This window comes from Mesomycoplasma lagogenitalium, from assembly GCF_029854295.1.
Classification (GTDB): domain Bacteria; phylum Bacillota_I; class Bacilli_A; order Mycoplasmatales; family Metamycoplasmataceae; genus Mesomycoplasma_A; species Mesomycoplasma_A lagogenitalium.
On the sequence record NZ_CP122979.1, the window covers coordinates 650,107 to 676,872 of the forward strand.

The window sequence follows — 26,766 nt, forward strand, 5'->3', positions numbered from 1 at the left end:
TAATTTTAAATAAATGGTCTATTTTTTATAATAATTTTTAAATAAAATTACTTTGTTAATTATTTTCTTCCACAACCAATTCTTTAGCTTTTGCTAATTCAACACTAAAGAATGATGTAACTCCTCTTTTTTGCATAGTTGCACCAAATAAATGATCAACTTTTGTCATTGTTCCGTGACGGTGAGTAATTACTATAAATTGTGTTTTGTCTTTTAATGACTGTAAAAATTCTGCATAACGAATAACATTTGCCTCATCAAGTGCAGCTTCTACCTCGTCTAAAATACATAGTGGAATTGGTTTAGCTTTAATAATTGCAAATAATAGTGAAATAGCAATAATAGCTTTTTCTCCACCGGAAAATAATTTTAAATTCTTAACAGATTTTCCCGGTGGTTGAGCAATAATATCAATTCCCGTTTCTAAAATATTTTGTGGATCGGTATATTGAATTTGTGCATCTCCTCCACCAAACATAGTTTGAAAGACATATCTAAATTCTTTATTAACAATATCCACAGTTTCTTGAATTTTATTAACAATGATTTTATCCATTTCAGCAATAGCATCTAAAATAGTATTTTTTGCTTCGCTTAATTCGTTTTCATTTTCTTTTAATTTATTGTATCTTTCTTCAACTTCTTCGCATTCTTGAATTGAATCTAGATTAACATTTCCAAGTGCTTTAATATCTTGTTTTAAATTTTTAACAATAACTCTTGCTTCTTCTAAATCTATCTCTAATTTTTGATATGATTGAGCCATTTCTAAAGTCATTTGATAATGTTCGGTTAATCTTTTTTGATTCTCTTGTAAAATAAATTCCACTTTATTTTTTTCATTAATAAACTGAGAATGATTTTTACTTAATTCATATAAACTATTTTCAACTTCAGTTTTTTGACTAACAAAGGGAGCAATTTCACTAGCTAAAGAAGAGATTCTTGTTCTTTTAATTCTTAAATTAGCTGATATTTCATTTCTCTTTTCAGTTAGTTTAGAAATTTCATCAGTAATTTCATCAGTTTTTGAAAATTCCAGTGCTTGCGAACTAACTGCATCATATTGAACTTTTAAAGCATCATTACGGTCAGTTAAATCAAGTCTTTTAGATTTTGTATTACTTAATTCCATTGATCATTCATTGATTGTAGAAATTGATTCTTGCTTTTTGTTTTTTAATTCAACTTCTTTTAATTCTAGTTGTGATTTTTCTTCCATTAATTTTGGAATAGCTTTTTCAAATTCACTAATATTTCTATCAATTTCAAGTAAGTTATTCTGATTATCTTCTTTCGCTCCACCAGACATAACTCCACCAACTCTAACAATATCACCATCTAGTGATACTACCATATATTTTAATTGTAATAATTTAGAAATTCTATTAGCATCTTCGATTGTTTGTGTAACAACAATATTACCAAGTAAAAATCTTTTTAAAACTGAAAATTCTTCTTTTGTATCAACTAATTCAGATGCAAGTGCAACAAATCCCTTTTGCCCTTGGAGAGCCATTAAATGATCTTGACGCATATCTTTTGGTTGAATAGAAGTTAAAGGGATGAAAGTGGCTCATCCACCACGGTTTTCTTTTAAAAAGTTAACAGCTTTAACTGCAGTTTCTGATGTATCTACAACTATATGTTGTAAAGCACTTGCTAATATTGATTCAATCGCTTTAGCAAACTCTTTTTCCACTTGAATTAAATCTGCAACTGTACCTTTATATCCTTTAAACAATGATGAATGTTCAACGATAGTTTTAGTACCTTTATATAAATTGGTTTTATTATTTTTATGATCTTGTAAAACTTGTAATTTGGTTTTATATGTTTCTAAACGATTAGAAACTGTTGTTTTAGTAGAAGCTAATGAAAAAAGTTCTTTATCTAAATTTAATGATAATTCTTTTGCTTTAGCAATTTCAGCTTCAGCTTTTTCCTCATATGCTTTATAATGGTTAATTCTAGCGAAATTCTCTGATAACTCCTGTTTTAAAGTTTCAATTTTTTCTTCTGGAGTAACTTTTATATCACCATTAAGAATATCTTGTCTTCTTTGATTAATTCTTGTTTGTCTTAATTCTAATTGATGCAACGATTCTTCAATTTTAGATAAATCACTTTGTAATTTATCAGCATCTAATTCTAATTTTAATTTGCTATTACTATTTTCTTTTATCGAAGCTGAATAAAGAGATAATTTAGCTTCTAATTCATCTTTTTTTTCATTAACAGATGAAAGCTCGTTATTTAAAAAAGTCATTTTATCACTAAAGAATTTTAAATCCTCTACTAATAATCCGATTTCAACCGATTTTAATTCGTTTGATTTTTCAATAAATATTTTTGCTTTTTCTGCTTGTTTTCTTAATGGCACCAATCTTTTTTCTAACTCAGAAATAATTGTTCTAACTTTATCTAAAGCTTCTTCGGTTGTTTCTAATTTTCTTAATGCTTCAATTTTTCTTGCTTTATATTTTGATGTTCCAGCAGCTTCTTCAATTATTCCCCTTCTTTGCTCAGGAGATGCTTCTGCAATATCACTAATTGTTCCTTGAGAGATGATCGCTAGTGAAGATTTAGAAATTCCTGATTCCATCGCAATTTCTTTTATATCTCTAAATCTAGCAATTTCGCCATTGATGTAGTATTCGTTTCCACCTTTTCCCCGATATAATACTCTAGAAATAGTAAAAACATCATGCGGAACTGAAACTGCATGATCTGAATTATCAAATGTTAAAATAACTTCGGCTTTGTCTAATTCCTTAACGGTTTTTGAACCAGCAAAAATAACATCTTCCATGCTATTTCCTCGCAAAGCTTTGGATGATTGTTCACCTAAAACTCATCTAATAGCATCATTGATATTTGATTTACCTGAACCATTAGGACCAACAATTCCAACAACACCACCATCAAAGTTTAGTACTACTTTATCGGCAAATGATTTAAAACCCTGTGCTTCTACCTTAATTAACTTCATAACTACCTTTCTTAAATATTTTTAATGCATTTTTTGCCGCTTCTGTTTCGGCATTTTTTTTGTTTGTTCCTTTTCCTCTACCATAAATCTGTCCATCAAAATGCAATTCAGCAAAAAATAAATCATTTTCTTTTCAAACTTTATATGTACCAGTTTGTTTTGTTAATGACTGAACAATTTCTTGAAATTCAGATTTTGGATCTTTTTGTGTTTTTTTTGAATTATTATCAATTAAATTATAAAGAGTTTTTTCTAAAAAAATATCTAATTCTTTTTCTCCCTTATCTAAATAGATAGCTGCCACAAGCGCTTCATATAGATCGGCATTAAATTTTTTATTGTTAATAATTTCATTTGCGCCTTTAGATATTCTTACAATTTTATTTAAATTTAATTTTAATGCAATACTTGCTAATGTATTTGTATCAACTATTTGCGAACGTTTAATAGTTGCTTGTCCTTCATCAAAATTTTTATATTTTTTATATAGTTGTAATGAAGTTTTAAAATTAATTAATGAATCGCCTAAATATTCAAGAATTTCATAGTGGCTTTCATTTCTATTTTCATTACTATAACTTTTATGAGTAAATGCTTGAATATATAAATCTAAATTTTTATAATTAATATTATTTTTTTGTAAAAACTCAATTATTTTAGTCATTATTCTAGTGCCTTTATAATTTTAGTAAGAACTTGGGATTCAATTGCGATTTTAATTTGATTTAATGCTCCTAAATAAGCTTTAGCATCTGAAGAACCATGTGATTTTATAACTATTCCATTTACTCCAATAACTCAAGCTGCTCCAACATTTCGATAATCAAAACGTTCTTTCACTTCTTTAAAAGCTGATTTTAAAATTAATGCTCCTATTTTTCTAAAAAAGTTTTTCATTAATTTTTCTTTCATTAATTTAGAAAAATTTAAAACAGTTCCTTCCATTGTTTTTAAAGTTATATTTCCAGCATATCCATCAGCTAGTGCTATATCGATATTTCCTTGCAATAAATCTCTTGTTTCAATAAATCCTTTATAATTAACATTTAAATTATTTTTTAATAGTTCATTTGCTTGTTTATGATATTCAAATCCTTTGTATTCTTCAGTTCCAATGTTGATAATTCCCACAGAAGGATTTTCTTTTTTAAATAAAAACTTATAAAAAATTGAAGAAATTAATGCTCATTGCTCAAAATACTCTGGTTTAACTTCTAAATTTGCTCCTGCATCTAAAAGTAAAAAATATTTATTTTCAATTAATGTAGGTATCATAGGCATAAATGCCGCTCTTGAAACATTATTAATTCTTTTTAATTTTAATGTTGCTAGAGCCAAATATGTACCAGAATCACCAGCAGATAAAACGCTGCTTGCTTTATTTTCGGCTATTAAATTTAAAGCACTCATCATAGAAGAATTTTCTTTCAATAATGTTCTAGCATTATTATCTTTCATTTTAGCAACATTTTTTTCATTAATTATTTCAATTTGTTTTTTATTAAAATCAGCAGGTAAGTTTTTTTTAATTTCAACTTCATCACCAATTAAAACGATTTTATAATCGGGATTTTGTTTTAAAAATGTTAAAGTAGCATCAATTCCAGGTTTAACACCACCATCTGTTCCCATTAAATCAAAAGCAATTATTTTTTGTTCCATTATTCAACTCCTATTAAAAAGTGATAAATTTTTTGCTCACCGTTTTTAATTTCAACTTCTGTATCGTAATTTGATTCAATGTAATTTGCAACATCACTAGCATCCACTTCGGTTGATTCGGTTCCATAATAAATGGTGACTAATTCTGAATTATCTTTAATTAAATAATCTACTGTTTTTTTAGCTGCATCCACATATGTATGTGCCGTTGCTACAATTTTATTATTAGCAATTGCTAAATAATCGCCTTGATTAATTTTTATACCATTCATTTCTGTAGTTCTACTTGCAACTGTTACTTCTCCGGTTCCTACAGATTTAATTGCATCTTCCATTAATTCTTTATTATCTTCTCAATCTGAATCTTCATTAAAATTCATAATAGCACTAATTCCTTGAATTTGGGTTTTTGTCGGAATAATAATAACTTTTTTATTAGTTATTGTTTGTACTGCTTGCTGAGCGCTTAAAATAATATTAGAATTATTAGGTAAAATAAACACAGTATCGGAATTAACTTTTTCAACCGCTTTAATAATATCGCTTGTTGAAGGGTTGTTTGTTTGTCCTCCTTCGATTATAAAGTGAGTCCCATTTTCTTTCATTGTGTTAATAATTCCTTGACCTGTATTACATGAAACAATTCCTGAATTAATTTTTTTTGCGTCTTTTGAGCTATTTGCTAAATTTTTAGATTCATTTGCTTGAATTGTCATATTTTCAGATTTGATCTTAATAAATTCACCATATTTTTGAGCCGCATTTAATAAATTACCCGGTTTTAATACATGTCCATGAATTTTAACTCAATCCTCATCTTGTACAACAACTAATGAATTAGCAATTGAAGAAATTTGATTAATTAATTTTTCTTTTGAAAATTTTTTAGGATCACTTAATTCTAAAATAAATTCAGTACAATATCCGAATTCACCATCATATACCTCTGTATCACTTACAAAATCAGAAATATTAATTTGTTCATTGCTTAGTTCAACTGGTTCACCAATTAAAAAACGATGCATTCCTTGAAAAATTAAAAATAAACCTTCTCCACCAGAATCGTTTACTCCCACTTCTTTTAAAACTGGTAATAAATTTCTGGTGTTATCACAACTTATTCTAGCTCTATCGATTGCAATTTCAAAAATTTGTTCCATTGTTGTTGAAGGTGTAATAGTTTTTTCTAGTTTTTCAGTAACTTCACGAATAACTGTTAAAATAGTACCTTCAATCGGTTTTAAAACTGATAAATATGCTTTATTTGTAGCGCTTCTAAAACCTTCAACTAATTCAAATCCGTTAATTTCATTTTTATTGGAAAAAGAATCAGCAAATCCTCTAAAAATTTGCGATAAAATAACTCCAGAATTTCCTCTTGCTCCAAGTAACATATTTCTTGAAATTTTGTGGGAAACATTTGCTAAATTTTTATCATTTAACTCTAATACTCCCTTAATTCCAGAAGTAACAGTTGTTGCCATATTACTTCCTGTATCTCCATCTGGCACAGGAAAAACATTTAATGCATTGATCTTCTCTTTATAGTTAGATAAATTATTAGCTCCTGAAATAAGCATTTTTGCATATAGTTCACCATTTAAAATCTTCATTATAATTTAACCCCCTTTACATGAATGTTTAAACTTTCTAATTTTAAATTATTACTTGTTAAAAAATATTCGACAAGAGAGCTAACTTCCTTAATAGTTGCTTTTGTATTGATTGAAAATAGAATTATAACAGCTAAATTAATTTTCAAACCATTATTTCCTTTTATGATAATAATAGATTTATCTCATTCACTTTTTCCTAATAATTCTGATTCATCTGAATTTATCGAAGTAAAACCATAAATACCTGGAATAAGAGATATTTTTTCTAAAAGGGAATTTCTTAATTCTTCTATCATTTCTCGCTCCTTGATATAAATATTACAAATTATAACACTTTCTTAAATTTTCCGTTATTTTATTAAAAAAACTTATTTTTTTAGTTGTTTTAATAATTATAATTAAATAATTTATGTGCTATAATTTTTAATAATTATGAAAGAAAGATTAGTAAGCGGAATACAAGCAACAGGCAAATTAACTTTGGGTAATTATATTGGTGCAATAAAAAATTCATTAGAGTTACAAGAAAAATATCAAATGATGATTTTCATCGCTGATTTGCACACCATAACTTTACCTATTAGCAAAGAAGAATTGGCTAAAAATCGCGAAGAAGTTTTTGCCCTTTATTTAGCGAGTGGAATTGATCCAGAAAAAAGTATAATTTTTTACCAATCAGATGTGCAAGAACATACTACTATGAACTGATATGTTTTAGTTAATACAACGATGGGTGAACTTTCAAGAATGACACAATTTAAAGATAAATCTAATAAAGTAAAACTAGAAAATGGAACATATTCAATTCCTACAGGATTATTAATTTATCCAACTTTAATGGCTGCTGATATTTTGCTATATAATCCAAAAGTAGTAACCGTTGGTATTGACCAAACACAACATGTTGAATTAACAAGAAATATCGCACTAAGACTAAATAAAAAATATAAGATGAATTTTAATAATGTTGAAACACATATACCTAAAATTGGAGCAAAAATAATGGGATTAGTTGATCCGACTAAAAAAATGTCAAAATCAAATTCTAATTTAAACGATTCAATTTTTTTATTAGACGATCCTAATGTTGCTTATAAAAAAATATTAAAAGCAGTAACTGATTCGGAAAATAAAGTATATATTTCCGAAAGTAAACCAGGGATTTTAAATTTACTAACTATTTATAGTTGCCTAACTGACACCACATTGGAAGAGACTGAGATTTTATTTAAAGATAAAAATTATAAAGAATTTAAAGAAGCAGTAGCATTAAAGGTTAAAGAGTTTTTAACCGATTTACAATCAAAATATCAAGAAGCAAGAAAAAAAGTAAATTATTGAGCAAAAATCGGACAAAACAAAGCTCAAAAAATTGCACAAAACACTATTATCGAAATTAAAAAGGGAATGGGATTATAAAATGAAATTTAACAAAGAATTAAATCATACAACAAGTCATTTATTAGCAGCAGCGGTTATAAAATTATATCCAAATGTTAAATTAGGATTTGGTCCTGCTACTCAAGAAGGTTTTTATTATGATTTTAAATTTGAAAAACCATTAAGCGATGAAGAATTAATTAAAATCGAAAAAACAATGAAAAACCTCGCTAGCGGAGGGTATAAAATGGTTAAAACAGCTGGTGAAAATTATGATTTTTCTGATAAACCATTTAAAAAAGAATTGTACGATGAAATTGTTGAAAAAAATCAAGAAGCAACTTTTTATTCGCTAGTAAATCCTTCAAATAATCAAATTTTATTTGAAGATCTTTGTTCTGGAGGACATGAAGAATCAACTTCAAAAATCAAACATTTTAAATTACTTTCAATTGCCGGAGCATATTGAAGAGGAAATAGCGATAATGAGCAATTAACTAGAATTTATGGAACAGCATGAGAAACTAAAGAAGAGTTAAATGAATATCTAGAATTATTGAAAGAAAGAAAAGAAAGAGATCATCGAAAAATCGGTAAAGAATTAAATATTTTTACATTTTCGCATTTATCAGGACAAGGATTTCCTATCTGATTAGAAGATGGAATGAAAATTAGAAATGCAATTAGAGAAAGAATTTTATATTTTGATAAAAAATATGGATTTAAAGAAGTTTTAACACCGCATTTTGGAGCACAAGAATTATATGAAATTTCTGGTCATTTAGAACATTATAAAGATGATATGTTTAAACCGCTAGAAGTTGAAAATGAAAAACTGATTGCTAGACCGATGACGTGCCCTCATCATATTATTTTATTTGACAGAGAAAAAAGAAGTTATCGTGAATTGCCAATTAGATATTCCGAACAATCAAGATTGTATCGTTATGAAAAATCTGGTGCTTTAACTGGTTTAGAAAGAGTTAGAGCGATGGACTTAACAGAAGGGCATGTTTTTGCTAGAAAAAATCAAATTGTTTCTGAATTTAAACATTTATATAAAATGATTTTAGAAACTTTATCACTTTTTGATATTAAACTAGATTACGTTTCATTTTCTAAAAGAGATCCTGAAAATAAGGAAAAATTTTTTAATGATGATCAAATGTGAAATCAAGCAGAACGGGATTTGGAAACCGTTTTAAAAGAACTTAATATTGACTATGAAGAAAAAATTGGTGAAGCAGCATTTTATGGACCAAAAATTGATTTTCAAGTAAAAACCGTTTTAAATCACGAAATAACAATGTCAACTTTACAGTTAGATTTTTTACTTCCACAAAAATTTAACATTAGTTTTATTAATGAAAATAATGAAAAAGAAACTCCCGTTTTAATTCATAGAGGATTAATTGGAACATATGAAAGATTTATTTCTATACTTTTAGAACAAACAAAAGGTAATTTACCATTTTGAGCTAGTCCAAGACAATTTACAATTATTCCAATTGAAAATGCTAAGCATTTAGAATATGCTAAAAAAATTAAAAACAAATTAGATTTTTTAAATTTTAATGTCGATCTAGATGATAGAGATGAAAGAATTAACCGTAAAATTCGCGAATCACAAATTATGAAAACTAAATATCAAATAATCATCGGTGATGAAGAGGTTAAAAATCAAAATATTACTTACAGAAGATATGGAGAAAATAATTCTTACACTGTTGAATTTAACGAGTTTTTATTAGAAATGATTCATAAATTACACTATAAAAAATAATGAAAAATACTAAAATACCAAATTTTATTTTCACTATTTTTATAGTATTATTTCCAGCAATAGCAATTTTTATTTCTTTTTCTCCTGAAATTTATAAAAAAGAAATTATTGAATATAAATATTTAATTTTAATATCAATAGGTTATTTAATTTTAATTTTTTTAATTTTATTTATATTAATTTATTTAAAAGTTTTACCCATAACTTTTTTTAATTATAATTTGCCATTTATGATTTGTTTATTTATCATAATTATTTCTTATCCGCTAGATGGTAAATGAATTATTTTAAGAATATTTTTAATTATTTTAGGAACATTTATCGCCGTTCCAACAATGCTTATAACTAATATTATTCAAAATAGAAAAATTAGCAATTTACCATTTAAAAAAAATAATTCCAAAAATATATAAAAGACACAGAAAATTATAATAAAAGTGTCTTTTTTTTTTTTTTTTTGCTCACTGTATTTTATTTTTATAATTAAATTATGAAAGATATTATGAAAGATAAAATAAAATTAAAGAAAATTATTTTAAACGGATTAATAATTTCTGCAATTAGTCCAATTATTTATATAACAACTTCTGTAATACTATTTCTTCTAATGGAAAAGAAGATAAAAATGAAGATTTAAAACTCGCTGATAATAACAACGGCGGTAGCGGTAATAATAAATCGAATAAAACTTTGGAAAATCCAAACAATCAAACAATAGATGATAAAAATGCTAATAAAAATAATCAGTTGGATAAATCTGAAAATAACCTCAATAATAAAAAAATGACAATCCAAAAGATGTCTTATGAAATTTTATTTTAAAACAAGGCGATAAAACTAGATACCCAACTAGAGAAGAGATTCTTAACATTAAAAGTAATCAATTGAATGATTTAGGTAAAAAAATGAATTTATTAAATCGCATTTAAAGACAGAATGATAAAACTAACTTGTCAATTTGAAAACAGATTTTTAGTATGAATAGATATTAATTGGATAATTAAAATGAAAAAATGAATTTATTAGATCGCATTTTAGAACAGAATGATAAAACTGGATTACCTAGCAGAGAAGAGATTCTTAATATGAATAGCGATCAATTGGATAATTGAAAGGAAAAAATGAGTCGATGAATTTGCACGTTTTTACAGGAATATAAAACTTGATTGCCTAGTAGAGAAGAGATTCTTAATATGAATAGCGATCAATTGGATAATTGAGATAAAAAAATGAATTTATTAATTTTCATATTGAAACAGAATGATAAAACTGGATTACCTAGTAGAGAAGAGATTCTTAATATGAATAGAGATCAATTGGGTAATTGATATGAAAAAAAGAATTTATTAGATCGCATTTTAGAACAGAGTTATAAAACCGGATTACCTAGTAGAGAAGAGATTCTTAATATGAATAGAGATCAATTGGGTAATTGAGATAAAAAAATGAATTTATTAGATCGCATTTTAGAACAGAGTTATAAAACCGGATTACCTAGTAGAGAAGAGATTCTTAATATGAATAGAGATCAATTGGGTAATTGAGATAAAAAAATGGATTTATTAGATCACATTTTAGAACAGAGTTATAAAACCGGATTACCTAGTAGAGAAGAGATTCTTAATATGAATAGCGATCAATTGGATAATTGATATGAAAAAATGAATTTATTAAATCGCATTTTAGAACAGAATGATAAAACCGGATTACCTAGTAGAGAAGAGATTCTTAATATGAATAGCGATCAATTGGATAATTGATATGAAAAAATGAATTTATTAAATCGCATTTTAGAACAGAATGATAAAACTAACTTTCCAACTTGAAAAGAAATTTTTAATATGAATAGCGATCAATTGGATAATTGATATGAAAAAATGAATTTATTAAATCACATTTTAGAACAGAATGATAAAACTGGATTACCTAGCAGAGAAGAGATTCTTAATATGAATAGCGATCAATTGGATAATTGATATAAAAAAATGAATTTATTAAATCGCATTTTATGACAGAATGATAAAACTAACTTGCCAACTTGAAAAGAAATTTTTAGTATGAATAGCGATCAATTGGGTAATTTATATGAAAAAGAGGATTTATTAAATCGCATTTTAGAACAGAATGATAAAACTAACTTTCCAACTTGAAAAGAAATTTTTAGTATGAATAGCGATCAATTGGATAATTTATATAAAAAAAAGAATTTATTAAATCGCATTTTAGAACAGAATGATAAAACCGGATTACCTAGTAGAGAAGAGATTCTTAATATGAATAGCGATCAATTGGATAATTGAGATAAAAAAATGGATTTATTAGATCACATTTTATGACAAAGTTATGAAACTGGATTACCTAGTAGAGATGAAATTCTTAATATGAATTGAGATCAATTGGGTAATTTATATGAAAAAAAGAATTTATTAAATCTCATTTTAAGACAGAATGATAAAACTAACTTTCCAACTTGAAAAGAAATTTTTAGTATGAATTGAGATCAATTGGATAATTGAGATAAAAAAATGAATTTATTAAATCGCATTTTAGAACAGAATGATAAAACTAACTTTCCAACTTGAAAAGAAATTTTTAGTATGAATTGAGATCAATTGGATAATTGAGATAAAAAAATGAATTTATTAGATCGCATTTTAAGACAGAATGATAAAACCGGATTACCTAGTAGAGAAGAGATTCTTAATATGAATTGAGATCAATTGGATAATTGATATGAAAAAATGAATTTATTAGATCGCATTTTATGACAAAGTTATGAAACTGGATTACCTAGTAGAGAAGAGATTCTTAATATGAATAGCAATCAATTGGATAATTGATATGAAAAAGAGGATTTATTAAATCGCATTTTAGAACAGAATGATAAAACTAACTTTCCAACTTGAAAAGAAATTTTTAATATGAATAGCGATCAATTGGATAATTGAGATAAAAAAATGAATTTATTAAATCGCATTTTAAGACAGAATGATAAAACCGGATTACCTAGTAGAGAAGAGATTCTTAATATGAATTGAGATCAATCGTATAATTGAGATAAAAAAATGAATTTATTAGATCGCATTTTATGACAAAGTTATGAAACTGGATTACCTAGTAGAGAAGAGATTCTTAATATGAATAGCGATCAATTGGATAATTGAGATAAAAAAATGAATTTATTAAATCGCATTTTAGAACAGAATGATAAAACTAACTTTCCAACTTGAAAAGAAATTTTTAGTATGAATTGAGATCAATTGGATAATTGAGATAAAAAAATGAATTTATTAGATCGCATTTTAAGACAGAATGATAAAACCGGATTACCTAGTAGAGAAGAGATTCTTAATATGAATTGAGATCAATTGGATAATTGAGATAAAAAAATGAATTTATTAGATCGCATTTTATGACAAAGTTATGAAACTGGATTACCTAGTAGAGAAGAGATTCTTAATATGAATAGCGATCAATTGGATAATTGATATGAAAAAATGAATTTATTAAATCGCATTTTAGAACAGAATGATAAAACCGGATTACCTAGTAGAGAAGAGATTCTAATATGAATAGCGATCAATTGGATAATTGATATAAAAAATGAATTTATTAAATCGCATTTTAGAACAGAATGATAAAACTAACTTTCCAACTTGAAAAGAAATTTTTAGTATGAATTGAGATCAATTGGATAATTGAGATAAAAAATGAATTTATTAGATCGCATTTTAAGACAGAATGATAAAACCGGATTACCTAGTAGAGAAGAGATTCTTAATATGAATAGCGATCAATTGGATAATTGATATAAAAAAATGGTTTCATTATATTGCTTTTAAAGACAGAATAAAACTAAATTACCAAACAGAGAACAAATTCTTAATATGGATAGTAGTCAATTATGAGATTGGAAAATATATTTATTAAAGCTTGAGTTAGAACAAAAAAATTAAACCATTAAATAATGAGTTTAAATAATAAAACGAAAGTTAATAATTAATGAATTAAAAAAGATTATCTCCGCTTTTTAAGATAATCTTTTTTTATATATTTTAATAATAGATATTTTTCTTAATTTGTTTTTTATATTCTATTATTGAAGGAATAAAAATTATTAAACAAATTAATATCATTGTCATTATTGTGGTAATTGCTGATATTAATTGCTTTTGATATTGATCATAATTTAAAGTAGTATTAACAAATTGTTTTTGGTAAATTATAATTACTAAATCAACAACAGGCATTAAAAAGTTTATTAATAAAATTAAAAATACAAAAATTGTAGCTACCACTTGTAAAATGAAGGCAGATTTTTGTTTTTTACTAACAATTTCTTTATTTTTTCATTTAGTTATTAAATCACCTATAATTGCTAAAATTAAAAATCCAAAAATAAATAAGGTAGTTCAATTACCGACAATATCAACAAATGAATAAAGACCATCCATACCTGAACCTAAATTAATATAATCTCCCTTGCCTACATAAAATAAAGAAGCAATAACACCTAATAATAAAGTGAAGGGAATAGCGATAATTAATGTGTAAATCGCTCCAATAATAGGACGTTTTTTATTTGCTTTATTAATAAATTTCTTTCAAAATATCATTTCTTTATTAATAATTAACTCTTCAATTAATCGTGGCTTTCATAAAAAGAAAGAATTTACAATCCCTAAAACTCCGATTCCCATTGCAAAATTTATTGTTGAATATATTCATTTTAAATCGTGTTTTTTTAAAAAATAACTAAATTCAGTAAAATTCGCCTTCCCGTTTGATGACATAAAAGTTGCCATAATTAAATTAATAACTAGTACTCCTGATAGTCCTAAAATCAAAATTGAAGGCACCTTATTGGGAGTTTTTAATTCTGATTGTATTCCTAATGATGAATAAAAGCCGTCATAGACATAAAAAATTGATAGAATTGAAATTGCTAAACCGCCAAAAGGAATTAATTTAAATCCAGAATAGAAATTTTGTGAAAAGTCTATTTCATCAGCTTTTATGGCAAATAAGTGAATTTCGCTTTTTTCATTAATCATAAAAGCAACTGAAACAATTAAAGTTGCTAAAATGGAAATGATTTTAAAAATAAAAGTAATTTGATTTAAATAATTACCAAAATTTAAAAATGATGATCCTAATATTGTTATAATAGAAGTTACAATTATAACAATTGTTAGTCAAATTATTCAATCATATTTAGTGCCAAACACTGCAATATTATAAACTTCTAAACCTTGTTGAATCGATAAAAATGAATATAAAGGTAAAACAAAAAATGATAAGGGAATATTAATATAAATAAAAAAGTTTTTTGATAATTTATAGATAAAATCGTTATTAACAATTTTATTTCATCCAACAATTGATAAATTAGAATTTTTATCTGATTTTTTAGTAATATCAATTAATGAAATGCTTAAAATTATTACCGAAATCGTTGCAATAACTCACGATAATATCGAAAGTAATAATGATTGGTTGTTTCCTTCTAAAACTGCTTGTGATTTATAAAAAATTCCTGCTCCAATCGATGAGCCCATTACTAAAATAATTGCAGAAAAATAACTAATTTTTTTATTTTTTACTCGCTTTTTCATAATTTAATTAACTCATTTTATATGTATGTATGCACATTTGAACAATCATTTTTTTAATTAGTTGAGCTCTTAATATAGAAATAAAAACAAATGTTGTTAAGTAAATTATTAAAAATAAAGAAAATTGTAAATTATCAAAATTAGTAATTCAACCTTCATTTTGATGATATAAAATAAGTGAAGTAATAAAAAATATTCAAATTATTCAAGTTAAAAATTTACTAAATGCTAAAATTAAATTAATTTTTCTAGATAATGATTTTTTATGATCATTTTTAATTTTTTGCAAAATAATAATTGAACTAAAATAGTAGTCAAAAAATCTTATAAATCTTAAAATTAATAAACCAAATAAACCACCAGTAGCAAAATTCATTGTAGGACTATCTAAAATATTTTGTGCACTTTCTTCTAATATTTCAATTCTGCTTTTGCCAGTTTTATTAATAATCATCCCTTTTTCATTTTTTTCAAAATTATCACTTAAAAAAGTTTTAGTTAATTTAGCATTAATATTTTTAGCAAGATTTTCAAAATAAGTTAAATCATTTTCAATTCACACACGATAATAAATTTTATCTTTATTAACAACTAAATTTTTATTACTAATAATTAGTCAATTAATTTGCCATTTAAATATTAAAGGCAATATTGAAAAGGCAAAAATAGCTATATACAACGGAATGCAAACAATTACATATTTTAACTTATTAAAATGATCAAATACTTTAGTTGTAAATGAAATTAATAACATCGCAATAAATATTAAAAAAATAGCAAGAATGATTAGATAAAAAATTGCAAATTTTGTTCTAGTTTTATAAGCTCTTAAACGATCGATTAAATTTACATCACAAAATAATTTATATATAAATCAAAAAAGTACTGTACCAAAAACTGGTAAATAAACTCACTTTGTTAATTTCATTTGTTTAAAATTATTGATATGGTAATCATCACTATCATAATAAATAATTTTATCTTTTACTTTATTTTTCATAATTATTTACCAAATTTAAACACACAAATATCTCCATCTTGCATTATGTATGTTTTTCCTTCTAAACGCATTTTTCCTTGATCTTTAGCATTTTTTTCACCGCCAGATGAAACATAATCATCATAAGAAATAATTTCTGCTTTAATAAATTTATTTTCAAAATCACTATGAATTATTCCAGCACATTGTGGAGCTAACATTCCTTTAGTAAATGTTCAGGCTCTTACTTCCTTAACCCCGGCAGTAAAATAAGTTGCTAAATTAAGCAAAAAAAAGGCTTCTCTTGTTAAAATTTCCAATCCTGAATATTCTAGTTTATATTCATCTAAAAACATTTGCTTATCTTGATCCTCAAGTTGACTAATTTCATATTCTAATTGAATTGAAATTGGTAAAACTAAATTATTAAATTCACTTGCTAATTGCACTAATGATTGATAATGTTTATTATTTAAAGGATTTTCAATGTCTTTTTGATCAATATTAGCTACATATAAAATCGGTTTTAAGGTTAATAACTGATATCCTTTAATAATTTTCAGCTCTTCTTCAGTTAATGATAAATCACGAGCTGCTTGATTTTGACTAAATGCTTGTTTTAATTTTAAAGCCACTTGATATTCTGCTTTTAAATTTTTATCAGTTGAATTTAATGCCTTTTTTTCAATTCTTTTTAATACATTTTCAATTACTTGCATATCTGCTAATAATAACTCTAAATTAATAACTCCAACATCGTTTTTAGGATTAATTTCGTTAGCCACATGTAATATATCTTTATTGTCAAAACACCTAACAAATTGAATAATTGCATCCACTTCTCTGATGTTGGACAAAAATTTATTTCCCAGCCCTTCGCCTTGAGATGCACCTTTAACTAAACCTGCAATATCGACAAATGTGAAAGTCGTAGGTAAAATTTTTTCAGGTTTAACAAATTCAGCTAATTTGTCTAAACGTTTATCTTTTAATTCCACAATTGAAATATTTGGTTCAATAGTGGTAAAAGCATAATTTGCCGATTCGACTTTCATTTTAGTTAGTGCTGAAAATAATGTTGATTTTCCTACATTAGGAAGTCCGACTATTCCTGCTTTTAATGACATATTCTCTCCTTTTAATTTAAAAAAATCTTTAGTTCAAACACTAAAGATTTTAAATTATTTATTTTCTTACTCTTTCAGCAACAAATGGTAATAATGCAACAATTCTTGCTCTTTTAATCGCTGTTGATAACAATCTTTGATGTCTTGAACAAGTACCTGTAAGTCTAGAAGGGTGAATTTTCCCGTGATTACTAATAAATTTTTCTAAAACTTCTGTATTTTTGTAATCAATATATTCAATTGATTCTAAACAAAAATAGCATGGTCTTTTCTTAAACTGTTTTTTAACTTTTTTATTAATCATATCTTTCCTTTCTATTAAATGAAACTATCAACATCTCAATCAGCTTCATCTTCGTCATTTAACTCTTGTTTATTTATTTCCGATTTAACATTTAGAGGTTGAACTGTTGAAAATGTTGGTTGACTTTCATTAAAAGTATTAGGTGTTGAATAATTATTGCTATTTTGTCCAAAAGAATTATTTTTTCTTCTTTCTGTAGTTTCTTTTGTTTCTAATAAACTAATATTTTCGGCAGAAACTTCATTAGAAGTAACATTTTGTCCTTGGCTATTAGTGAAACTATTACTTACAAAACTTCCTTCTACAGAAATTCTAGAACCTTTAGCAGCATTTTTTGCAATAAATTCTGCTGTATTTCTTCAAGCAACTACTGGAATAAAATCAGTAATATCGCTTCCGTCGTTTGAAGAATATCTTCTAGAAACGGCAACATTGATTCTTATATAACTAATGTTGGATTTGGTTTTTTGTAATTCAATATTACTTGCAATTCTTCCAATTAAAATAACTTTATTCATAAAACACCTTCTTATTTACTTTCTTCAGTTGATTCTGATTTTTTTACAGTTTTTTGTTTTTTAACAGTTTTTTTAGTTGCTACAGAATCTTCTTTTTTCGATTCTGTTAAAGAGTTTTCAGAATTAGATTGATTTTTCTTAAATGAAGAAAGGGATCTTTTCATTCTTTTTGGTTTAGCTTTACGATTTAACCCTCTTTCTGAATCTAAATTAATAACAAGAGTTCTTCAAATTGTTTTTTGAATATTTGCTTTTCTAACAAACTCTGAAATAACACTTTCTTCAGATTCAACATTTAATAATACATATGTACCAGTTGTTGATTTGTTAATTGGGTAAGCTAAATGTGTTCTTTCTAATTTCTCTGCCTTTTTAACGCCGTCTTTAAACACTTCTTTAGCAAGTTTTGTTGCTAAAGAAAAATCTTCAGTTGGTGCTAAAATTAACATAATTTCATATTTTGCCATTTTGGCTCCTTTCGGTCATCAGGATCTATTTAAGATCAAGGAGTATAGATATTTTAGAAATACTCTTTTGAATTATATATTATTTTTTAAAAAACAAAAATTTATTATTAACATTTTATTTTATATAAAATAAAAGTATAAAAAATCATTTAAATAATAACAGATCTTCTTTTTTTGGAAGATCTGTTATTTTGATATTTATATTATTATTTTTTAATTTTTATTAAAGATTCAACTTTATATGGCGCCAACAGCTCTCTGCCCTTTAACTCTTCTAGTTCCATTAATAAAACGATTTTTTCTACTGTAGCACCTTGAGATTCAACCAAATTAATAATCGCCCTAGTTGTACCACCAGTTGCTAAAACATCATCAATGATAATAGCTTTTTGTCCTGGTTTAATCATTCCTTCTTGAACTTCAAGTATATTTGAACCATATTCTAAATCATATTTCATTGAAATCACTGGTCCTGGTAATTTATTTGGTTTTCTAACCATAATAAACGGTTTTTTAAGCATAGCTGCTACTGGAGTTCCGAACAAAAAACCGCGAGCATCAGGACCAATAATAATATCAGCATCTTTTGACAATTCAGACATTTGATCAATTACACTTCTTAATACATTTCCATCAGCTAATAATGGAGAAATGTCTTTAAAGAGAATTCCCTTTTTAGGAAAATCTTGCACATCTCTTATATATTTAATTAATTCCATAATTAAAAATTATAATACAATTATTGATTTTATTAAAAAACAGCCATAAATAGTTAAATATTGGTTAAAAATTTAAAATATTTTTATTTCAAAAAGAATTTTTTTATTTCACTTTTTTCTTGATTGTTTACAACATTAGTTGATTCTGAAATAATGAATCGATGTTCTTTAATAATTTCTAAAAAACAATTTTCAATATCAGCAATTGAAAAATCTTGATTAAATAAATGTAGTTGAGTTTTTATATTTTTATCAAAGTTTATATGAATAAAACCGTGATACTTTTTATTATTATAAATTAATTTTACAATGTATAAACCAGGAGGTAAATTATGAAATTTTTCTAAGAAAAAAATTTGATTTTTAAAATTTATCCGTATTTTTATTAAAAAATTAGCCACTAAATTTTCATTTATAAAAGAAAAATTTCCAAAAACTAAATTTTCTTTTAAAATCGATGTGCTAATTTTTACATTATTATTTTCTAATAAATCTACAACGACTGTTTCATTGAAATTTAATTTAATTTTTTCCGAATTTAATTCACCATTTTTACCAGCTTTAAAATCTTTGCCGATATAAAATTTTTGTGCCCCCATTAATTTTAAAGAATTTAAAAAATCAATTCCAGACATATTTTTTATTTTTTCATCAAAATTTACAACCAAAATATTATCGATTTTTAAATTGGCTAAAATTTGGATTCGCGAATTAAGATCCATAAATAGCAAGTTATTATTTTTTGGCAACTCTTCTGGGTTTTTAAAAATTAAAATGGTTACTTTTTCATTTTCGGAAATTGCTTTATTTATTAATTTTAAATGCCCCTTATGAATTGCTTCAAATGAACCTAGAATAAATGCTGAATCTTCAATTTTTATTTTATTATCGTTATATAAATAAACGTTAGACACTTTAAATTATTCCTAATTCTTTTAATTTTAATAAAGTCCCTTTTTCTTCTGCGGTTTTAGCAATATCTTTAGCAACAGATAAAATATTTTCTGGAGAATCGCTCATGGCAACTCCATAACCAACTTCTTTAATCATTTCATAGTCATTTGAACTATCTCCAAATGCTATCATTTCATCTAATGAAACATTGATTATATTTCCTAAATTTTCTAATCCTCTAGCTTTATTGCTATTTACAGGACCGACAAAAAATCCTTTTGATCAAGTTGAATTTATTTCTAATTTTAATTTTTTATCTTTTAAAAATTTTCTAGTTTCTTCAATTAATGATTGTGATTCAGTTTTAATAGTAATAATATGAAGACTATCGTTAGAATCTAATTCATTTAGTCATTTAAATTTATCTGTATGATCTCTTAAAAATCAACTATCAAAACTATGTCCTTCTGAGAAAAATCCATATTTGTTTGTCATAACACTATAATCAACATTTTTGCTATCTAAAAAGTCGCTTAACACCATAAAATCTGAATAGAAAATTTTATCTTCGTGAATTATTTCTTTTTTATGACAATCATAAATAAATGTACCATTAGCTCCTAAAAAATAATCAACTTCAATACCATCTAAAAGATTACCGATAGTAACCATTTCTCTTCCTGTACAAATTACAACGGTATATCCATTTTTTTTCAATTCTTTAAACATGTTTTTTATTTCGGGATAAAAATCTTTATCTGCATAAGGCAATAAAGTTCCATCAATGTCAAACGAAACTAATTTATATTTTTTCATTTTTTACTCCTTTAATATTTTTTCTATTTTGTTTCCAAAAAGTTTAGTACTAATTAATTTTTTATTTTCAATTTTTGCAAAACCGACAATTTTTTGATTAAAAATTAATATAGTATTATCAAGATTATCTAATTCAGTATTTAATTTTATTCCTTTTAAAAGTAAAATTAATTCATTTAAATTGATTGATGTTGTTTTTATGTTTTTAATCAAAATTAAAGGATTAATTTCATTTTTATTTAAATCAGCAATTGATAAATTATTTATTTTATGTCTTTCTAATTCGGTCATAATTGCTTCACCATTAAGATAATGAGCAATATCTTGAACTAAACTTCTTATGTAAGTTCCTCTAGAAACTTCAACTTCAAATTTCAATTCTTGTTTTTCAAAATTAAAATCTAAAAAAATAATGCTTTTTATTTCAACTTCTACTTTATTAAGTGAAAAATTTTTTTCACTTCTTGCTAATTGATAAGCTCTTGTTCCATTTATTTTTTTTGCTGAAAATTTCGGAGGTGTTTGTCAGTATTTGCCAGTAAATGCATTGAGTGCACTTTTAACATCTGATAAAGTTACTTTTTGAAAATTAACAATTTTTTCAATTTTCCCTTCAGCATCAAGCGTGTCTGATTTAAAACCGAATTTCATCGTTGTTATATACGATTTAAATTCCTTATCAATATAATTTAATAATTTTGTATCTTCATCAGTAGCTATTAATAATAAGCCAGTAGCCATCGGATCTAATGTTCCTGAATGACCGATTTTTTTAATATTATTTTCTTTTGCAAAAGTTTTTATTTTTTGAAAAGAAGAAACATTTTTTTCTTTGTATAAAAGTTTAATCATAATTATTATATGTAAAAAATAATTTAATTTTTACCTAAAAATCCTTTTGAAATTGGAAAAAAGGGTTAAAAAAGCAAAAACAAAATGTTTTTGCTAGGTAATATTAAAATTATATGGTGCGCAAGAAGGGACTTGAACCCTTACGCCGCAAAGCACTAGAGCCTAAATCTAGCGTGTCTGCCAATTTCACCACTCGCGCATAATGAGGTATGTTTTCAAGGAATCGAACCTTGAATTTCCTAAGAAATTTCCAACAAACATAAATGGTGCCGTCTATAGGAATCGAACCTACGACCTACTGATTACAAGTCAGTTGCTCTGCCTGCTGAGCTAAGACGGCATGGTGGAAGATGAGGGGCTCGAACCCACGACCCTCGCCTTGTAAGGGCGATGCTCTCCCAACTGAGCTAATCTTCCGAAAATGGTGACCCATACGGGACTCGAACCCGTGAATGCATGGATGAAAACCATGTGTGTTAACCGCTTCACCAATGGGCCATGGCGCCGATTGCGGGGATCGAACCTGCGACCAACTGGTTAACAGCCAGCTGCTCTACCGCTGAGCTAAATCGGCACTTTAGCTATATATTAAGCCTATTAATTATATAATATTTTTTTAAATTTCAAAACTATTTTTTATTATTTTATTTATAGGCATTAATCATTATAGCACAATTTAATTATTTTAAAATAAAAAAACTAAATCTTTTAAAATTAAATCATATTAATTTATTTTATACATAGTAAAATTGCTAAATAATTAGCTAAATATTAAAAATGACTTTGAAAATAAAGAAAATAGTTCGCATTTAATTAATACATATAAAAAATATACAATAGTTTATTTAAAATAAAAAAAAATGGAAACCTAAATTTCCATTTTTCAATTGCCAAAATTATTATAATGAACTTAATAATTTCAATACTCTTACATATTGATTAACATATGATGCTTCATTATCATATCAGGTGTAAATTTTGTATAGATTTTTTCCATCAACTGACATAACTTTTGTTAAAGTAGCATCGAAAATTGATCCATGTGTTTCTCCAATTATATCTGATGAAACGATTGGCTCATCATTGTATCCGAATGATTCGCTTTCATTTGCTTTCATTAATGCATTAATTTCTTCAGCAGATGGTTGTTTTTTAAGTTCAACTACTAAATCAACAAATGAACCTGTGATTGTTGGAACTCTTAAAGCAATACCATCCATTTTTCCTTTTAATGATGGAACAACTAGCCCAATAGCTTTTGCTGCTCCTGTTGATGAAGGAACAATGTTAGATGCTGCTGCTCTCGCTCTTCTTAAATCTTTGTGAGGAGCATCTTGTAATCTTTGATCTCCTGTGTAAGCATGAATTGTTGTCATGTATCCACGTTCAATTCCATATTCTTTATCTAAAAAGTGAACAACTGGTGCTAATGCATTTGTTGTACATGATGCTGCAGAAACAATTTTATCTTCTTTTGTTAATGTTTCGTGGTTAACATTGTAAACAACTGTTTTTAAATCCCCTGAAGCTGGTGCTGAAATTAAAACTTTTTTAGCTCCTGCTCTTAAATGTTTTTCAGATCCTTCTTTTGATGTGAAAAATCCTGTTGCTTCAACAACTACATCAATTCCCATTTCTTTTCATGGTAATACTTCTGGATCTCTTTCAGCTAAAATTCTAATTTCTTGTCCGTCAACAACTAAACTTCCATCTTTAACTTCAACTGATCCTTCATATCTTCCATGAGCTGTGTCATATTTTAATAAATGTGCTAATGTAGCAGCATCGGTTAAATCGTTAATAGCAACAACTTGCATTTCATTTTTATGTAATTTTTGAATTGCTCTAAAAACTAATCTACCAATTCTACCAAAACCGTTAATTGCAATTTTTTTCATTTTTTTCCTTTCAAATATATTTAACATACAAATTATATTACTTTAATTATAAAACGAAATAAAAAAAACCATTTTTTAAATTATCTAATTGAAAATAGAAAATTTAAAAAATGGGGCGGATGACGGGGATCGAACCCGCGTATGTCGGAGCCACAACCCGATGCGTTAGCCACTTCGCCACATCCGCCATAACTTTATAATTATACTAAAAAAAATATATATTACAAATTTTTTTATAAATAAAAAGTTAATAACAAAGTTATTAACCTAAATTTTTTATAATTAAAGATTTTAATTTAGCAAAATCAATTTGTTCATGAACATCATTATTTGCTGATACTTCTAAAACTTTTGAATCTTTATCTATAATTAAAAATCCTCTGTTTAATAAAAATATTTTATCAATTAAAAAACCTGATTTTAATCCAAAATCTCTTGTTCTATAATCAGAATAAATTTCCATATTTTCCAAATCGTTTGCGCTTTTTCATTGTGAAATTGCACTAGGAAGATCCATTGAAATTGAAATAAATCTTACATTTGGAAATTCATTTGCTAATTTTGCAATTCCTTTAGTTTGTAAATCACAAACTGAAGTGTTTATTGAAGGAAATGCAGAAATTACTGTTAATTTTTCAAATTTATTTAATTGAACATCTTCAAAATGAATATCTGTTAATGATAATGATATTTTTTCATTTTTACTAATTAGCTCATTTACTAAAGAATATTCTATTCCCTTAAATTTTGTTTTCATAGTTCTCCTTTTTTAATTTTGGTGCTTTTGCAAATGGCGGGAGTTAAAGGAATCGAACCCTTACCAATGGGTTTGGAATCCATTGTACTGCCATTATACTAAACTCCCATAAAACAGTTATTCACTGTTTGATTGTATATTAATATTTTAATGCTTTCTTTTTAGTTTTTTTATTTTTTCCTATAGAACTAATTTTTTTATCAATAAATTTTTCTTTTTTTCTTGTTTTTTTACTTTTAGTTTTTATTTCTTTAAACGATTCTATTTTTTTCAAAACAACACTTGGTTCTGGTGTTAATTTTATATCTCGTCTATTATTTTTAGTATTAGAAATATATTCCGCCAATAAAATGGCTAATTCTTTGTGAGAAAATCTTGCAAAAAGATCGTCTTGAATGTTTGTATATTTTGCATTGTTATTTTTTTCTAAAATTGAATTTAACTTTTTAAATAATTTGGTTTCTCACACTGTTTTTAATTGTAAATCCGAAGGAATTTCAATTTCTTCAATAACTGAATTGGTTTCAATTGCAATTCTTTCCATATGAAGAACTTCATTTAACTTTACAAAAGATAGAGAATATCCCTCTCTTCCGGCTCTACCTGTTCTTCCAATTCTGTGAGTATAATATTCAATTTCTTGTGGTAAATCAAAATTAACTACTCATTCAACATGATCTACATCAATTCCTCGAGCCATAACATCAGTTGCAACTAATATCGAAATTTCTTGTCTTCTAAATTTATCCATTACAAAATTTCTTTCTCTTTGTTGCATATCACCTTGAATACCTAATGCTTTATAACCCATTTCTCTAAGAGCATCACTTAATTCATCCACTCTTTTTTTGGTTCTACCAAATACAACAACAGATTTTGGCGAATTAAATTCTAAAAATTTTATTAAATTTACTAATTTTGCATTTTCTTTCATCACCACAAATTCTTGTTTGATGGTAACACTAGTGCTCAATCCTTGAGAAACGGAAACGGCAACAGGATTTTTTGTTATCATTTCACTTAATTTTTTAGTTTTTTTATCAAATGTTGCTGTGAAAAAGAAATTTTGTCTATTTTCGGGAAGTTTATCTATTATTTTTACAATTTCATCATAAAAACCAATTTTTAATAATTCATCAGCTTCATCCAGTGTTAATGATTTAATTTCTGAAAGATCCATTTTTTTATTTGATGTATTTTCAATTAAATCATTTAATCTTCCAGGAGTAGCAATAATTATTTGCGGATGACTTTTAAGCATTTGTAGCTGTTTATCATAAGAAATACCACCAACAATTAGACCTACATTGATATTAAATTCATTTTTACCAATTAATTCAAATTGGCTGTGTATTTGTGTAGCTAATTCTCGAGTTGGAGCAATTACTAAATGCTGAATTTTTTTATTATTAATGTCTGTGTTTTCAATAATCGGAATTGCAAAAGCTGCTGTTTTACCAGTTCCCGTTTGAGCTTGACCTATAATATCTTTTCCAGAAAGTGCTAATTTAATTGTATTTTTTTGAATGTCTGTCGGTTCATCGAATCCCATTTTTTTTAGTGAAACAAGCATTTTTTCGCTTATATTTAATTTTTCAAATCCCATTTTTTCCTTTTTAAATTAGATTAACAAGTTTTTTTAATCATCTAATTTCTTTTATATTCATTTTTCTATATTCGCCTTTTTTTAAGCCAATGTGGCTTAATCCAGCAAATTCAATTCTATTTAAAGATTGTACTTTTAAATCAAATAATTCAAACAATTTTTTAATGTGGTGATAAGTTCCAACCGATAAAGTTATTATATATGATTTATTATCAACCTGTTTAACTTCTTGAAGTGACTGCTTTCCTTCTAACATAACTTTATCGCTATTTAAAAAATCAAGTTGTTTTTTAGTTAGTGGTTCATTTAACCTTGCACGATAAACTCTTTTTATTTCGTATTTAGGATGCAAAAGTCTTTGAGTTAATTCTCCATCGTTAGTAATGATCATTGTTCCAGTTGTATTATAATCCAATCTTCCAACTGGAAAAATAAATCTAGTATCATCAATTAAATCTGTAATAATAGTTCTTTTTTGCGGATCATTTAATGAACAAATAACTTTTTCCGGTTTATTAATTAAATAATAAACTTTTTCTTGTTTATAAAGCGGAATACCATCTACTAATATTTCATCTTCAAAACTTGCTAATTCGCCTAATTGAACGATTTTTCCATTAACAGTTACTTTTTTTTCTTTAATTAATTCTTCAGCCTTTCGTCGCGAAGCAATCCCTGCTTGGGAAATGAGTTTTTGTACTCTTTCTTTTTTCATAGTTTTAATTATATAAAAATTTACTAAAAAATTTTTTAAATAGTTTTGATTTTATACTTGTTATTA

Annotated in this window: 26 protein-coding genes and 7 tRNA genes; 7 read left to right on the plus strand and 26 right to left on the minus strand. The window is 25.8% G+C overall.

Translation table 4 applies throughout. The annotated features are described in order from the left end of the window. Positions 1 to 55: 55 nt before the first annotated feature. Genes QEG99_RS02620 through QEG99_RS02640 form a run of 5 tightly spaced genes read right to left on the minus strand, consistent with a single transcriptional unit; the run spans position 56 to position 6,566 of the window. Complete coding sequence (locus QEG99_RS02620) at positions 56 to 2,992, minus strand: AAA family ATPase (protein WP_280101650.1); 2,937 nt, start codon at positions 2,990 to 2,992, stop codon at positions 56 to 58. Then, a complete protein-coding gene (gene rnc / locus QEG99_RS02625) occupies positions 2,979 to 3,656 on the minus strand; it encodes a ribonuclease III (RefSeq protein ID WP_280101651.1) in 678 nt (225 codons plus the stop codon). The genes QEG99_RS02620 and rnc overlap by 14 nt, the downstream gene beginning before the upstream one ends. Further along, a complete protein-coding gene (gene plsX / locus QEG99_RS02630) occupies positions 3,656 to 4,654 on the minus strand; it encodes a phosphate acyltransferase PlsX (RefSeq protein WP_280101652.1) in 999 nt (332 codons plus the stop codon). The genes rnc and plsX overlap by 1 nt, the downstream gene beginning before the upstream one ends. Continuing rightward, a complete protein-coding gene (locus QEG99_RS02635) occupies positions 4,654 to 6,267 on the minus strand; it encodes a DAK2 domain-containing protein (protein WP_280101653.1) in 1,614 nt (537 codons plus the stop codon). The genes plsX and QEG99_RS02635 overlap by 1 nt, the downstream gene beginning before the upstream one ends. Continuing rightward, positions 6,267 to 6,566, minus strand: a complete 300-nt coding sequence (locus QEG99_RS02640; RefSeq protein ID WP_280101654.1) for an Asp23/Gls24 family envelope stress response protein — start codon at positions 6,564 to 6,566, stop codon at positions 6,267 to 6,269. Before QEG99_RS02640 ends, QEG99_RS02635 begins: the two co-directional genes overlap by 1 nt. Before the next feature lie 136 nt (positions 6,567 to 6,702). Here QEG99_RS02640 and trpS point away from each other — a divergent pair, with 136 nt between their 5' ends. The 7 genes from trpS to QEG99_RS02675 all read left to right on the plus strand — a co-directional run bounded on the left by trpS (position 6,703) and on the right by QEG99_RS02675 (position 13,275). Continuing rightward, entirely contained in the window at positions 6,703 to 7,689 is a 987-nt protein-coding gene (gene trpS, locus QEG99_RS02645; protein WP_280101655.1) for a tryptophan--tRNA ligase, read from the plus strand. A 1-nt stretch (position 7,690) separates the two neighbouring features. Then, a complete protein-coding gene (gene thrS / locus QEG99_RS02650; protein ID WP_280101656.1) occupies positions 7,691 to 9,433 on the plus strand; it encodes a threonine--tRNA ligase in 1,743 nt (580 codons plus the stop codon). After that, on the plus strand, positions 9,433 to 9,846 hold the full coding sequence (locus QEG99_RS02655) for an MAG3450 family membrane protein (RefSeq protein ID WP_280101657.1): 414 nt from the start codon (positions 9,433 to 9,435) through the stop codon (positions 9,844 to 9,846). The genes thrS and QEG99_RS02655 overlap by 1 nt, the downstream gene beginning before the upstream one ends. Positions 9,847 to 9,923: 77 nt before the next feature. Then, positions 9,924 to 10,070 carry a hypothetical protein gene (locus QEG99_RS02660; RefSeq protein ID WP_280101658.1) on the plus strand — a complete coding sequence of 49 codons (147 nt, stop codon included), beginning with the start codon at positions 9,924 to 9,926 and terminating at the stop codon, positions 10,068 to 10,070. Positions 10,071 to 10,123: 53 nt separating this feature from the next. After that, a complete protein-coding gene (locus tag QEG99_RS02665) occupies positions 10,124 to 10,255 on the plus strand; it encodes a hypothetical protein (protein ID WP_280101659.1) in 132 nt (43 codons plus the stop codon). 191 nt (positions 10,256 to 10,446) lie between these two features. Beyond that, on the plus strand, positions 10,447 to 13,074 hold the full coding sequence (locus QEG99_RS02670) for a hypothetical protein (protein WP_280101660.1): 2,628 nt from the start codon (positions 10,447 to 10,449) through the stop codon (positions 13,072 to 13,074). Between the two features lie 69 nt (positions 13,075 to 13,143). Then, entirely contained in the window at positions 13,144 to 13,275 is a 132-nt protein-coding gene (locus tag QEG99_RS02675; RefSeq protein ID WP_280101661.1) for a hypothetical protein, read from the plus strand. A 213-nt stretch (positions 13,276 to 13,488) separates the two neighbouring features. On the opposite strand, the gene QEG99_RS02680 is transcribed toward QEG99_RS02675, so the two are convergent. The 21 genes from QEG99_RS02680 to QEG99_RS02780 form a co-directional block, all read right to left on the minus strand. Continuing rightward, the gene (locus QEG99_RS02680) at positions 13,489 to 15,048 is read right to left on the minus strand and encodes an amino acid permease (protein WP_280101662.1); all 1,560 of its coding nucleotides are present in this window, start codon (positions 15,046 to 15,048) and stop codon (positions 13,489 to 13,491) included. A gap of 7 nt (positions 15,049 to 15,055) precedes the next feature. Continuing rightward, positions 15,056 to 16,048 (minus strand): hypothetical protein, encoded by a 993-nt coding sequence (locus QEG99_RS02685; protein WP_280101663.1) that lies wholly within the window; start codon positions 16,046 to 16,048, stop codon positions 15,056 to 15,058. Between the two features lie 2 nt (positions 16,049 to 16,050). Beyond that, positions 16,051 to 17,154, minus strand: coding sequence for a redox-regulated ATPase YchF (gene ychF / locus QEG99_RS02690; protein WP_280101664.1), 1,104 nt, complete (start codon positions 17,152 to 17,154; stop codon positions 16,051 to 16,053). 58 nt (positions 17,155 to 17,212) lie between these two features. Beyond that, on the minus strand, positions 17,213 to 17,455 hold the full coding sequence (gene rpsR, locus QEG99_RS02695; protein ID WP_280102363.1) for a 30S ribosomal protein S18: 243 nt from the start codon (positions 17,453 to 17,455) through the stop codon (positions 17,213 to 17,215). A 17-nt stretch (positions 17,456 to 17,472) separates the two neighbouring features. Then, positions 17,473 to 17,976: a single-stranded DNA-binding protein gene (locus tag QEG99_RS02700; RefSeq protein WP_280101665.1), complete on the minus strand. Its 504-nt coding sequence runs from the start codon at positions 17,974 to 17,976 to the stop codon at positions 17,473 to 17,475. An 11-nt stretch (positions 17,977 to 17,987) separates the two neighbouring features. After that, a complete protein-coding gene (gene rpsF, locus QEG99_RS02705; protein ID WP_280101666.1) occupies positions 17,988 to 18,443 on the minus strand; it encodes a 30S ribosomal protein S6 in 456 nt (151 codons plus the stop codon). A gap of 206 nt (positions 18,444 to 18,649) precedes the next feature. Then, positions 18,650 to 19,162 carry an adenine phosphoribosyltransferase gene (locus tag QEG99_RS02710; RefSeq protein ID WP_280101667.1) on the minus strand — a complete coding sequence of 171 codons (513 nt, stop codon included), beginning with the start codon at positions 19,160 to 19,162 and terminating at the stop codon, positions 18,650 to 18,652. An 83-nt stretch (positions 19,163 to 19,245) separates the two neighbouring features. Continuing rightward, positions 19,246 to 20,076, minus strand: a complete 831-nt coding sequence (locus QEG99_RS02715; RefSeq protein WP_280101668.1) for an FAD synthase — start codon at positions 20,074 to 20,076, stop codon at positions 19,246 to 19,248. A 1-nt stretch (position 20,077) separates the two neighbouring features. Then, the gene (locus tag QEG99_RS02720) at positions 20,078 to 20,872 is read right to left on the minus strand and encodes a YcsE-related riboflavin metabolism phosphatase (protein ID WP_280101669.1); all 795 of its coding nucleotides are present in this window, start codon (positions 20,870 to 20,872) and stop codon (positions 20,078 to 20,080) included. Between the two features lie 3 nt (positions 20,873 to 20,875). Then, the gene (gene truB, locus QEG99_RS02725; protein WP_280101670.1) at positions 20,876 to 21,724 is read right to left on the minus strand and encodes a tRNA pseudouridine(55) synthase TruB; all 849 of its coding nucleotides are present in this window, start codon (positions 21,722 to 21,724) and stop codon (positions 20,876 to 20,878) included. A 114-nt stretch (positions 21,725 to 21,838) separates the two neighbouring features. After that, positions 21,839 to 21,923, minus strand: a tRNA-Leu gene (locus QEG99_RS02730). Positions 21,924 to 21,988: 65 nt separating this feature from the next. Further along, a tRNA-Thr gene (locus tag QEG99_RS02735) sits at positions 21,989 to 22,064 on the minus strand. 1 nt (position 22,065) lies between these two features. Next, a tRNA-Val gene (locus QEG99_RS02740) sits at positions 22,066 to 22,141 on the minus strand. Positions 22,142 to 22,146: 5 nt separating this feature from the next. Continuing rightward, positions 22,147 to 22,222: transfer RNA gene (locus QEG99_RS02745), tRNA-Glu, on the minus strand. 1 nt (position 22,223) lies between these two features. Continuing rightward, positions 22,224 to 22,298 (minus strand) — tRNA-Asn (locus QEG99_RS02750). Between the two features lie 325 nt (positions 22,299 to 22,623). Next, a complete protein-coding gene (gap, locus tag QEG99_RS02755; RefSeq protein WP_280101671.1) occupies positions 22,624 to 23,622 on the minus strand; it encodes a type I glyceraldehyde-3-phosphate dehydrogenase in 999 nt (332 codons plus the stop codon). A gap of 111 nt (positions 23,623 to 23,733) precedes the next feature. After that, positions 23,734 to 23,809, minus strand: a tRNA-His gene (locus tag QEG99_RS02760). A gap of 75 nt (positions 23,810 to 23,884) precedes the next feature. Continuing rightward, complete coding sequence (locus QEG99_RS02765; RefSeq protein WP_280101672.1) at positions 23,885 to 24,379, minus strand: redoxin domain-containing protein; 495 nt, start codon at positions 24,377 to 24,379, stop codon at positions 23,885 to 23,887. 34 nt (positions 24,380 to 24,413) lie between these two features. After that, a tRNA-Trp gene (locus tag QEG99_RS02770) sits at positions 24,414 to 24,487 on the minus strand. A gap of 31 nt (positions 24,488 to 24,518) precedes the next feature. Next, a complete protein-coding gene (locus tag QEG99_RS02775; RefSeq protein ID WP_280101673.1) occupies positions 24,519 to 25,985 on the minus strand; it encodes a DEAD/DEAH box helicase in 1,467 nt (488 codons plus the stop codon). A 10-nt stretch (positions 25,986 to 25,995) separates the two neighbouring features. Beyond that, positions 25,996 to 26,700 (minus strand): pseudouridine synthase, encoded by a 705-nt coding sequence (locus tag QEG99_RS02780; RefSeq protein WP_280101674.1) that lies wholly within the window; start codon positions 26,698 to 26,700, stop codon positions 25,996 to 25,998. Between the last annotated feature and the right edge of the window lie 66 nt (positions 26,701 to 26,766).